The organism is Photorhabdus khanii NC19, from assembly GCF_000517265.1.
GTDB lineage: Bacteria > Pseudomonadota > Gammaproteobacteria > Enterobacterales > Enterobacteriaceae > Photorhabdus > Photorhabdus khanii.
Genome location: NZ_AYSJ01000002.1, coordinates 1,039,314 through 1,051,520, shown reverse-complemented (window position 1 = coordinate 1,051,520; position 12,207 = coordinate 1,039,314). Strand labels below are relative to the sequence as shown.

The window sequence follows — 12,207 nt, the reverse complement described above, 5'->3', positions numbered from 1 at the left end:
TAAAAAACAAGAACAATTCAGATTATAAATTCAACATTACAATAAATTTAAGAATTTAACACTGACATAATTTGCATAAAAAGATACTAAAATAACAACACCCCTACTAAAACAACCATTTTAACCAAATATATCAATGCATCTTCAAAACACCTGGAGGGAAGAGTACATTAAATGTCAGACGCTATATGCCAGGTACCCCTTTTTACCAAGATTAAGGTAAGACTCTATGCTAGCAGTTAAAAAATCCAGCAAATTGGATAATGTTTGTTACGACATCCGCGGACCCGTACTCAAGGAAGCTAAACGCCTTGAAGAAGAAGGTAACAAAGTCCTCAAATTAAATATCGGTAATCCAGCCCCTTTTGGTTTTGAAGCACCCGATGAAATCCTGGTTGATGTTATCCGCAACTTACCAACAGCACAGGGTTATTCCGATTCAAAAGGTCTATATTCTGCACGTAAAGCGATCATGCAACATTATCAAGCCCGGAATATGCTGGATGTGAGTGTTGAAGATATTTATATCGGCAATGGTGTTTCTGAATTAATCGTTCAGGCAATGCAGGCATTACTGAATACCGGTGATGAAATGCTGGTTCCTGCCCCCGATTATCCTCTCTGGACTGCGGCGGTTTCACTTTCCAGCGGAAAAGCCGTACATTATATGTGTGACGAAGGGGCAGATTGGTTTCCTGACTTAGATGATATCCGTAACAAAATTACCCCTCGCACGCGCGGGATTGTGATTATTAACCCCAATAATCCAACGGGTGCTGTATATAGTAAGGCGCTGTTACTGGAAATTGTTGAAATAGCCCGTCAGCATAATTTGATTATTTTTGCTGATGAGATTTACGACAAAATCTTATATGACGATGCCGAGCATCATTCAATTGCCGCACTTGCCCCTGACTTGTTAACGGTAACATTTAACGGATTATCTAAAACATATCGGGTAGCTGGTTTTCGTCAGGGCTGGATGGTATTAAACGGTCCGAAAAAGCACGCCAAGAGCTATATTGAAGGTTTAGAGATGCTGGCATCAATGCGTTTATGTGCAAATGTGCCAATGCAACACGCTATTCAAACCGCATTAGGCGGTTACCAGAGTATCAGTGAATTCATTTTACCGGGTGGTCGTTTGTATGAACAACGCAACCAAGCATGGGAATTAATTAATCAAATCCCCGGCGTTTCCTGCGTGAAACCTAAGGGAGCTTTATATATGTTCCCGAAAATTGATGCGAAGCGTTTTAACGTTCATGATGACCAGAAGATGGTACTTGACCTCTTATTACAAGAGAAGGTCCTGCTCGTGCAGGGAACGGCATTTAACTGGCCGCAACCCGATCATTTCCGCATCGTAACACTGCCAAGGCTTGATGAACTGGAGATGGCCATTCAGAAATTCGCCCGATTTATTGGCAAATATCATCAGTAAAAATAAGAACCATTCGATAAGCGGATATTACTGATAACAGACATTATTCATACCATGAGTTCTCTCGGTGTAGAAGAAAACCGACTTTCTTCTGCACCGATTACACCGATAAATTAACCTGACCGATTTGTCTTCACTGGTGAACACGTCACCTGTCAGCCAGAAATCTCTGGTAACCATTTCTATTACTTTCTTTATTGATATCAAATGACGACATTTTACAAAATTAAGGTCAGTCAATTTTCATTTTTTACCGGTAACACAGACTCGTTTTTTTTATTTTCACCGGGAATTTTATGGCGATTATATAAGGCATTGACAGGATATAAAAGAATTAAACATCGCATTTATTAAACTTGATAAAGGAGATCGCTTGAAGGAATAATGAACTATTGTAAATTATATGAAATTTTTGTATACGTTTTGTATATAAAATGGAGTGGAAAAATAAATTTCTTTAAAAAAAAGAAACCCATTATGATTATAACACTGCCAGTTAATAGTAAATGTAAATTAAGAGAATGAATATGAGCCACTTTTTTGCCCACCTTTCCCGTCTGAAACTGATTAATCGTTGGCCTCTTATGCGCAATGTACGCACAGAAAATGTTTCTGAACACAGCCTGCAAGTGGCCTTTGTCGCACACGCTTTAGCGATTATTAAAAACCGCAAATTCAGTGGCAATGTGAATGCTGAACACATTGCGTTGCTGGCGATGTATCACGATGCCAGCGAAGTTATCACCGGGGATTTACCCACCCCTATCAAATATCACAACCCGCATATTGCACGGGAATATAAAAAAATAGAGAAAATCGCGCAGAAAAAATTACTGGAAATGCTACCAGCGGAGTTGCAAGAAGATTTTCGTCCGATATTGGATGACAGCCAGCATACAGAAGAAGAAATTTTTATAGTTAAACAGGCCGACGCCCTGTGCGCTTATCTCAAATGTCTGGAAGAGCTATCAGCAGGTAACAGTGAATTCAATCTGGCGAAAGCCCGGCTTGAAAAAACCCTGGCTGCTCGCCACAGCCAAGAGATGGATTACTTTATGGCAGTTTTTGTACCTGGGTTCAGCCTGTCACTGGATGAGATTAGCCTCGATATCCCAGATTAAAATGGGAACAACCAAGGGATAACCAGCACACTGATCACCATCACCAAAACGGTAAACGGCACACCCAAACGGACAAAATCAGAAAACTTATAACCACCCGGACCAAGAACCAACGTATTCACCGGTGATGAAACCGGGGTCATAAATGCAGCAGAAGCGGCCACACCAATAATCATGGCGAATGGCATAGGCGATACGGCCATTTCACGCGCCGCAGCAATGGCTATCGGCGCCATTAATACCGCCGTTGCCGTGTTGGAAATAAACAAACCAATTACCGCACAAAGTACAAACAGACATAACAGCATTACCCTCGGCCCCATATCACCCGCAATATCCATCAGGCCGCAGACAATCAGATCAATCCCGCCGGTTTTCTGTAATGCCAGTGCAAACGGCATCATCCCGACAATCAGGATAATACTGGGCCAGTGAACAGAACGGTAAGCACTTTCCATATCGATACAACGGAATTTCCCCATCAACAGGCAAGCTATCAACGCGGCAATCACATTGGGGACTTCATCGGTAAGCATCATAGCAACCATCAGCGCCAGACTAAAAAGTGCATGTGGAGCCTGAGATGTTGCCGGGGCCACTTCCTCAATCTCAATGGGCAAATTGAGAACAATAAAATCGCGCATTTTAGTTTGCAGAACGCGGATCAGTTTCCAGTCACCAATAACCAGTAAAATATCCCCAAGTTGCAGTGGTTCATCCACCAGTTTACCCAACAACGGTTCACCATCACGCCGAATGCCGACAACATTTAAACCATAGCAGGTACGAAAATGCATTTCCCGCAGGGACTTACCCAATAAGTCTGATTCTGGGATCAGAGAGACTTCCGCCATACCCACATTACGGGATTGTTCAGAGAAATATTCCCCGCGCAGTACCATCGGCTCCAACCATTGTTCACTGCAAAATTGCCGCAGATCCACCTCACTGTCTGACATATCAATCAGCAAGACATCCCGTTCTCTCAATTCTGTATTGCCGACCGCGCTGACCATAACACGCCGGAAACGCCGCCAGCGCTCAATACCAACGACATTAGCCCCATAGCGGGCACGCAAATTCGATTCATCAAGAGAGAAGCCAATCAGCGGGGAACCTGGCCGGATTGCCAGGCGACGGGCACGACCTGATAATTTATAGTCGCGGATAAGGTCACGGAAAGTGCGGCGGTTCCATTTATCATTACCGTTATCAGACTGGTTTTTTGCCAGCCAATGACGCGCGATCAGCATATAGCCAATGCCAGCAAACAGAATCAAAACACCAATGGGGGTAATGGAGAAAAATTTGAAACCGGGCAACCCTTCCCGAATCAATTCACTGTTAACGACCATATTGGGTGGCGTCGCGACCAACGTCATCATGCCACTGATAAGCCCGGCAAAACTCAGTGGCATCATCAACCGCCCCGGCGAAATTTTCATTCTGGCCGCAACACTCAGTACCACCGGAATGAAAATCGCCACCACCCCCGTAGAACTCATAAAAGCACCAAGACCGGCAACTGTCATCATCAGTAACGCCAACATCTTGGTTTCACTGTTTCCGGCGACTCTTACCAGCCAATCCCCCATTTGATAAGCGACACCGGTTCTCACCAGCCCTTCACCGATAACAAACAAGGCTGCTATCAGCAAAACGTTGGGATCGCTGAAACCACTGGTCGCTTCACTCAGCGTCAAGGTTCCACTCATGACAAACGCGATAATCACCAATAACGCGACAATATCCATACGAAGTTTATTGGTGGTAAACAGAACGATAGCTATCAATAGCAGGGTCAGCACCCACAAGAGTTCGCTACTCAAAATGGCCTCTATCAAAAAATTAAAGAAGATATGGTGTCGAAAACGTGATTAGTAGACCATTTTATTGAGGGAAAATCTCCAGTTGCGATCAACAATATGTCTGTTTTTTCAATTTCTTCCGGCTAAATATCATCAAGAAACGACCGATCGAGTTGTTTAAACGCCCGTTTCAGCAGCTCTGCGAGAGATTGATAAGTCGGCGTTTGTTGCACCGGTGCCATTGCGATACCGGCTTCGACAAATTTAGCACGGATCTCATGAAACCATTTCAGCAACGTCGCAGGCAAGGGTGTTGATGCCCGTTTCCCCAACCACCATAATCCTTGCATAGGTAAACTACACGCAAACAGCGCAGTCGCAACAGCCGGGCCCAGTTGACCACCCAGTGCGATTTGCCACGTCAGCGTAAAAATAGCCAACGGTGGCATCAACCGGATACCAAAACGAGTTGCTTTAATAATCCGGTTTTCAGGAAACATTGGCGCAAGTTGTTTCTCAATCGGCCAAGTCTTCATATATTGCTGTCCCAATCGCATCTTTCTTATCCATCCGCTACTGGCAGGAGGCATTGTGCTCATCATGACCTCGATCAATTAAAAACATAATTTTTAAAAAAAGAATGTAAAAGATAAAATATTTTTTGTAGGATTAAGTATATTTTGTCTTTACTGCTGGCTATCGGTATCCTACACCCACGTTTATACTGTCCATAGCAGTAAAGCAGCATATTTTACCTTTTTTACTGCATTTAGGCTCATTTTGTTAATAAATCACCCTATGATTTAACACCAGGCGGGTAAAAAAGGTTCTTAAAAAAATGTAAACCTTATCATCATGCTCTTTACACCTGGCATGATGTTAATCATTTAACGTCATCACTGCTATGCGCTATGCTGATGAGTAATTGACGTTTTATTAATCACATGTCTTATCTGTAAGACACAATGACAAACAAGATATAGGTATTTCCATGTCAAGTAAGCTGGTACTGGTTCTCAATTGCGGTAGCTCTTCTCTGAAATTTGCTATCATCGATCCTACTAACGGTGAAGAATATCTTTCTGGTCTAGCTGAGTGTTTTAACCTGCCTGAAGCCCGTATTAAGTGGAAAATGGATGGCGCAAAACATGAAGCCGCTTTAGGTGCTGGTGCAGCCCACAGTGAAGCATTGAACTTTATTGTTAATACTATTCTGGCGGAAAAACCAGAACTTTCTGCTCAAATCGCCGCCATCGGTCACCGTATTGTTCACGGCGGTGAAAAATTCACCGCTTCTGTCACCATCAATGATGACGTTATTCAGGGCATTAAAGATGCAGTTCCATTCGCACCACTGCACAACCCTGCTCACCTGATTGGTATTGAAGAAGCGAAAAAAGGCTTCCCACATCTGGCGGACAAAAACGTTGCTGTTTTCGACACCGCTTTCCATCAAACCATGCCGGAAGAAGCTTACCTGTATGCCCTGCCATACAATCTGTATAAAGAGCATGGTATCCGTCGCTATGGCGCACACGGAACCAGCCACTTCTTCGTTTCCCGTGAAACGGCAAAAACGCTCAACAAACCGGTTGAAGAGCTGAATGTTATCGTCTGCCATCTGGGTAATGGCGGTTCTATCTCCGCTATCGTTAATGGTCAATGTGTCGACACGTCTATGGGATTAACGCCATTGGAAGGTCTGGTCATGGGTACCCGCAGCGGTGATATCGATCCTGCTATCATTTTCCACCTGCATGACGCTTTGGGCATGAGCGTTGAACAAATCAACAAACTGCTGACCAAAGAATCTGGCCTGCTGGGTCTGACAGAAGTCACCAGCGATTGCCGTTATATCGAAGATAACTACGAAACCAAAGCCGATGCTAAACGTGCTATGGATGTCTACTGCCACCGTCTGGCTAAATACATTGGCTCGTACACTGCACTGATGGAAGGCCGTCTGGATGCCATTATCTTTACCGGTGGTATCGGTGAAAACTCCTCACTGGTGCGTAAACTGGTGCTGAAAAAACTGGCTCTGTTAGGTTTTGAATATGATCACGAACGCAACCTGGCTGCCCGTTTCGGTAAATCCGGTACTATCACTACTGACAACAGCCGTCCTGCTCTGGTGATCCCGACGAATGAAGAATTAGTCATCGCTCAAGACGCTGCACGCCTGACCGCGTAATACTTTGCACACCGCCAGCCACTGCTGGCGGTACTATTTTGACCAACGAGCAACCGTAAAGAGGTTTCCGTGTCCCGCACAATTATGTTGATCCCTACCAGCACCAGCGTCGGCCTGACCAGTGTGAGTTTGGGTGTTATCCGCTCAATGGAGCAGAAAGGCGTCAGCCTGAGTGTTTTCAAACCCATCGCCCAATCCCGTTGCTGTGGCGCACAAGATCAAACCACGGCAATCATCCGTTCTCATTCCAGCATTAAAACCGCTGAACCACTGGATATGGCCTATGTGGAATCTTTACTGACCACGAATCAGAAAGATGTCCTGATGGAAAAGATCGTGGCCCTTTACCACGAAAACACCAAAGACGCAGAAGTTATCCTGATTGAAGGTTTGGTTCCAACCCGTAAACATCCGTTCTCCCAATCGCTGAACTATGACATCGCCAAGACACTGAACGCTGAAATTGTGTTCGTACTGGCGTTGGGTAACGATTCCCAGGAGCAATTGAAAGAACGCGTTGAACTGGCTCGTGCTGAATTTGGCGGCAGCAAAAACCAGAATATTACCGGTGTTATTATTAACAAACTGAATGCGCCGGTTGATGATCAAGGCCGTACCCGTCCTGATCTGTCAGAGATCTTTGACGAATCCTCAAAAGCCATCGTCGCTAACATCGATCCAAACAAGCTGGCTAAAAATAGCCCATTGCCAATCCTTGGCTGCATTCCGTGGAATTTTGATCTGATTGCGACGCGTGCAATCGATATGGCAAAACACCTGAACGCCCGCATTATCAACGAAGGCGCAATTAAAACCCGCCGGGTGAAATCCGTGACCTTCTGTGCACGCAGCATTCCACATATGCTGGAGCACTTCCGTCCGGGATCCCTGCTGGTGACTTCTGCTGATCGTCCAGATGTTCTGGTTTCAGCTTGTCTGGCGGCTATGAATGGCGTTGAAATCGGTGCAATTCTGCTAACCGGCGGCTATGCCATTGATGAACCTATTAAGCAACTGTGTGAACGTGCTTTCGGCACTGGCCTGCCCGTCTTTATGGTTGATACCAACACCTGGCAGACTTCCCTGAGCCTGCAAAGTTTCAGCCTGGAAGTACCGGCAGATGACCATGAACGTATCGAAAAACTGCAAAACTACGTCGCACAACACATCAACAAAGAGTGGATCGACTCGCTGACAGCGAACTCTGAACGCCCACACCGCCTGTCGCCACCGGCATTCCGTTATCAACTCACTGAGCTGGCACGCAAAGCAGGTAAGCGGATTGTTCTGCCTGAAGGTGATGAGCCTCGTACCGTGAAAGCGGCGTCTATCTGTGCTGACCGGGGTATTGCGCGCTGTGTGCTGCTGGGCGATCCAGAAGAGATCCGTCGTGTTGCGGCGGCTCAGGGAATAGAACTGGGTACCGGTATTGAAATTGTTGATCCGGTTGCTGTACGTGAGCGCTATGTCCCACGTCTAGTTGAACTGCGTAAAAACAAAGGCATGACCGAAGTCGTCGCACGCGAACAACTGGAAGACAACGTTGTTCTGGGTACCTTGATGCTGGAACAGGGCGAAGTTGACGGCTTGGTTTCCGGTGCGGTACACACCACAGCCAACACGATCCGTCCACCATTGCAGTTAATCAAAACTGCACCGGGTAGCTCGCTGGTATCCTCCGTATTCTTTATGCTGCTACCAGAACAAGTTCTGGTTTACGGCGACTGTGCAATCAACCCAGATCCGACGGCTGAACAACTGTCTGAAATCGCCATTCAATCGGCGGATTCTGCTAAAGCATTTGGTATCGAGCCTCGTGTTGCTATGATCTCCTACTCTACCGGTAACTCCGGTGCGGGCAGTGATGTTGAAAAAGTACGTGAAGCAACCCGTCTGGCGCAAGCAAAACGTCCAGACCTGATCATTGATGGTCCATTGCAATATGACGCCGCTATCATGGCAGATGTGGCGAAATCCAAAGCGCCAAACTCACCGGTTGCCGGTCAAGCCACCGTGTTCATCTTCCCTGATCTGAACACCGGTAACACCACTTATAAAGCAGTACAACGTTCTGCGGATCTGGTTTCTATCGGGCCAATGCTGCAAGGTATGCGTAAACCGGTTAACGATTTGTCCCGTGGCGCTTTAGTAGACGATATTGTTTACACCGTTGCACTGACTGCGATTCAATCAGCACAGGGAGAAGCGTAACCGTTTCTTATCCATAGCAGATTAATGGCTGATAAAGGCTGAATCCTGTGTTTCACTGGGTTCGGCCTTTTTATTTTCATTTTTATCCCCGGAAAGAGATAAAATTGAAAGATTGCGCCAGATTATGAAAGATGCGGATCTTCAATGAAGTAAACCAAAAATACTCAAATCAGGAGAAAAAATATGTTATATCCCGCTTTTATTGAAGTTGATACAGATGGCAGCGCAAGCGGCTGGTTTCCTGATGTATCCGGCTGTTATTTTGCTGGCGATACACTTGAAGAAACCTGGCAAGATGCAAAAAGTGCTATTGAGACACATTTTGAATTATTAGCGCAAAATGAATCAGAACTCCCCAAGGCAAGAACAATGCAAGAACATCTCGCTGAAAATATTTGTGAATATGTTGGTGGTCAATGGTTCTTAATTGATGTCAATATGGATAAATTCGATGGCAGAGCCGAACGGATCAACATTACCTTGCCACATCGTTTATTACATCGTATTGATACCATTGTACATGACCATCCTGAATATAGCAGCAGAAGCGGTTTTCTGGCTCAGGCTGCGCGTAATGAACTACAAAAAACAATTTAATTGTGCCGCATATCTGCGGCACTTCGCGTTTATATTTATCTGCGCACATTTAAGGTTAATAACAACATGAGTTGCAGAACAAATATTACAGCTATTTTTACGGATTTTTGGGTAATAATACATAAGAAACTTGAGATTGTATTTTATGTCCTGATAACCAGTTGTTAAATTCAACCCCTACCTTATATCCAGCAACACAACTACTTACTTTATCACCCGATGTTCCCGTTCTGCCAAGCCCATATGTCCCTCCACCTTCTGCTTTAGTTTGACATTTATTTTTAGTTGTGAATTCATTATATAACCAACCAAGTCCTTCTGTGCTGAATTCTATAGTAATCTTTGGTTTTACACTTTTCGGATACGTTTTTGCATAAGTATATTGAGGTGCAATTCCGCAATAGCTTTCTTCTTCAACACAAGGGATTTTATTATATCCATTGCGATCCAATAATATATATTCATCTCTACTCATCCCTCTATACCAATACTTCGCGTTTACTGCATCATTGTCTTGATTATAAGTAGAAGTATTATTTAACTCAATATCCCTTCTCTTTTCAAAATCTTTTACATTCGCTCTAAGTTTGCAATTCTCATACATAGACATCACTTTGGTCTTTTCCAATCCATTTTTAATTATTGCGTCTTTTACCTGATTCCTAATTACCTCCGGATCTTTTATACATGCCATACTAAAACTACTCATAGCGAGTAAAAAAGGGGAAATTAGGAAGATTTTTTTATTCAAATGCATATTTATCTCCTTGCTTGATTTAATTTATTTATTTATTTAATCCAAAATGGAATAATATAGACTTCATCTTTATAAAACACATATAAATATAAACTTCATAAGAATATAATTACCTAATACATAACATTGTTATAAAATAAAGATAGATTATTAAATCAAAAAACACAAATTGTAGAATATTTAAATTAAAAAAATCCATTTAAATATATGAGAGACAAGACAGAGAAAATTTAAAAACAACACAATTTCAATAACATATAAAATAAATTATTTATCAATATTTACATGTTATCTATAATAAAGTAATAGCTACTGTTTTTTTATATCATAATAATATAAAAGACCTCATAAGATTACGATTATAGCTGACCGTAAACTTGCCGGTTTCACATAGTAAGTTCAATAATATTAATCACATAGCTTAATATCTTTTACATAAGTATTAGGGGACATCCAGGATATTCTTTCACATACCAAATAATTATCACTTCTTAATTTATAATTCACGTATAAAGATGTTGGGAAACTTAGAAAAATTGAAGCAATAGCAATAAACCCAAAATAATTAATAAAACTATCATGATGTTTTGGGCAACGGTTCGTTATATTAAAAAAAATAACAAAAATCATAAGGTATGAAAGCAAAGGAAAAGAAAAAAATATCATAAAAACACTACTTGAAAATGTTATTTTCTCATCCATTTTAACTAAAGAAATTAAATTTTCTCCGGTCAAAAAGAAACCTGATAACGTTAAAAGAAAAATAGCAAAAGCGCCGATGATATGTATAACTTTTTTTCTATTTCCCATAGCGCCCCCAGTTATAAAGAAATTGATTGAAATTAGCTTCTGGTGCTTTTAGTTTTCTCTCCATTTCTTTTTTGAGTAAATTAATTACAGTTTCACTAACTTTAAATTTCTTATCTATAATATCAAGTGTATATACCGTTAAAACTCCCACAAGAAGCATAGCACCAGCCACAACAATTACGCTAGCACCTGTCACAAACAAAGCTGAAAGAAAAACCCCCGTAGCCCAAGAAACAAAGGCTGCTACTGCTGCCTTAGCCAGATCTACAGCAATATTACCTAAAAAATCAGCCAGTGTGTATTCATCCTTAAATATAAGTTCAACAGTTCTATAAGCTGCGGAAAATAATATACCGAATTTTAATCCTTTAACTATGCCACTATTTATTCCCTGCTGCCCAATCCCCATAGATATCATCTTCATGTTAGAAGCGCCGTATCGTGAAGCAGTAATAATTTTCCTGAATCCGGCATAACCTGATATTTTAATATATTTCTCCCCATTTTTACCAACATACTCTGTCGCTTTAATCCCTAATCTCTTAAATTCTCTCACTACATTTGTAAAATCAAAAGCATCACGTATGTTACCTGCATAGGGTGATATTGGATCCGCAACCGAGAACACACGCTTCATAAACGGACTTTTTGGTTTTGGAGAATCAATATCTTCCAAAACACTTTTTGCCTCTTCCAATGATAGCAATGCAATATACATTGTATTCTCTCTTAACTGCTTTTCAAGACCAATAGCATCAAAGAACTCATGCTGGGGTTTTAATTGATTATCCCCAACATGACCTCTTAGGAAATCTCCCATATAACCTTCCCAAGAGGGGCAGTATTTTTTATATGTCATGGTGAAACCTCCTTCAATAATTCACTAACGCATCACCGAGTTGTTGTAGTAACTATTCTCTATCACCCATACAGCTAAACTCATTAAAAATTAAAACATAACTCAGCCGCATAAAAAATAGCCACATCAATTATACAATAGCAAAGTGTTGAACAAGGGACAAGACAAAATCCCGATAGTCAAATCTTATTTAACCTGACGAGACGGGAATGGATACTTAAGTACAGGAATGATAAATATAAAACGATCAGAAATATTTTAAATGCCATTTTCCAAAACGCCTATTACAAACAAAGCCATTTCTTCTAATAAGTAAATAAAATGTTATTTAAGAGAAAACCAAACATATATAAATCCATCACCAATAAAAAAGCACCGAAATCATGAATATTCGGTGCTGTATTTA

The 12,207-nt window shown here is 42.0% G+C and carries 10 protein-coding genes; 5 read left to right on the top strand and 5 right to left on the bottom strand.

Annotation, left to right across the window (positions count from 1 at the left end; genetic code table 11):
* The first annotated feature begins 229 nt into the window (after nt 1-229).
* Both PTE_RS04200 and yfbR read left to right on the top strand, forming a co-directional pair.
* Nucleotides 230-1,444, top strand: coding sequence for a pyridoxal phosphate-dependent aminotransferase (locus tag PTE_RS04200; RefSeq protein ID WP_036843377.1), 1,215 nt, complete (start codon nt 230-232; stop codon nt 1,442-1,444).
* 527 nt (nt 1,445-1,971) lie between these two features.
* Nucleotides 1,972-2,565: a 5'-deoxynucleotidase gene (gene yfbR / locus PTE_RS04195; protein ID WP_036843375.1), complete on the top strand. Its 594-nt coding sequence runs from the start codon at nt 1,972-1,974 to the stop codon at nt 2,563-2,565.
* On the opposite strand, the gene PTE_RS04190 is transcribed toward yfbR, so the two are convergent.
* Nucleotides 2,562-4,394, bottom strand: coding sequence for an SLC13 family permease (locus tag PTE_RS04190; protein WP_036843374.1), 1,833 nt, complete (start codon nt 4,392-4,394; stop codon nt 2,562-2,564). The genes yfbR and PTE_RS04190 overlap by 4 nt on opposite strands.
* 122 nt (nt 4,395-4,516) lie before the next feature.
* Nucleotides 4,517-4,972, bottom strand: coding sequence for a terminus macrodomain insulation protein YfbV (gene yfbV, locus PTE_RS04185; RefSeq protein ID WP_036843570.1), 456 nt, complete (start codon nt 4,970-4,972; stop codon nt 4,517-4,519).
* A gap of 392 nt (nt 4,973-5,364) precedes the next feature.
* Here yfbV and ackA point away from each other — a divergent pair, with 392 nt between their 5' ends.
* The 3 genes from ackA (at nt 5,365) to PTE_RS04170 (ending at nt 9,375) form a co-directional block, all read left to right on the top strand.
* Nucleotides 5,365-6,567, top strand: a complete 1,203-nt coding sequence (ackA, locus tag PTE_RS04180) for an acetate kinase (RefSeq protein ID WP_036843372.1) — start codon at nt 5,365-5,367, stop codon at nt 6,565-6,567.
* A gap of 84 nt (nt 6,568-6,651) precedes the next feature.
* Entirely contained in the window at nt 6,652-8,778 is a 2,127-nt protein-coding gene (gene pta / locus PTE_RS04175) for a phosphate acetyltransferase (RefSeq protein WP_070974827.1), read from the top strand.
* Nucleotides 8,779-8,961: 183 nt separating this feature from the next.
* Complete coding sequence (locus tag PTE_RS04170) at nt 8,962-9,375, top strand: type II toxin-antitoxin system HicB family antitoxin (RefSeq protein ID WP_036843370.1); 414 nt, start codon at nt 8,962-8,964, stop codon at nt 9,373-9,375.
* Nucleotides 9,376-9,472: 97 nt separating this feature from the next.
* On the opposite strand, the gene PTE_RS04165 is transcribed toward PTE_RS04170, so the two are convergent.
* The 3 genes from PTE_RS04165 to PTE_RS04155 all read right to left on the bottom strand — a co-directional run bounded on the left by PTE_RS04165 (nt 9,473) and on the right by PTE_RS04155 (nt 11,801).
* Nucleotides 9,473-10,132 (bottom strand): hypothetical protein, encoded by a 660-nt coding sequence (locus PTE_RS04165; RefSeq protein ID WP_036843368.1) that lies wholly within the window; start codon nt 10,130-10,132, stop codon nt 9,473-9,475.
* Between the two features lie 408 nt (nt 10,133-10,540).
* Nucleotides 10,541-10,942, bottom strand: a complete 402-nt coding sequence (locus PTE_RS04160) for a DUF1240 domain-containing protein (RefSeq protein WP_036843366.1) — start codon at nt 10,940-10,942, stop codon at nt 10,541-10,543.
* On the bottom strand, nt 10,932-11,801 hold the full coding sequence (locus PTE_RS04155; RefSeq protein WP_081738144.1) for a hypothetical protein: 870 nt from the start codon (nt 11,799-11,801) through the stop codon (nt 10,932-10,934). The genes PTE_RS04160 and PTE_RS04155 overlap by 11 nt, the downstream gene beginning before the upstream one ends.
* Nucleotides 11,802-12,207: the final 406 nt, after the last annotated feature.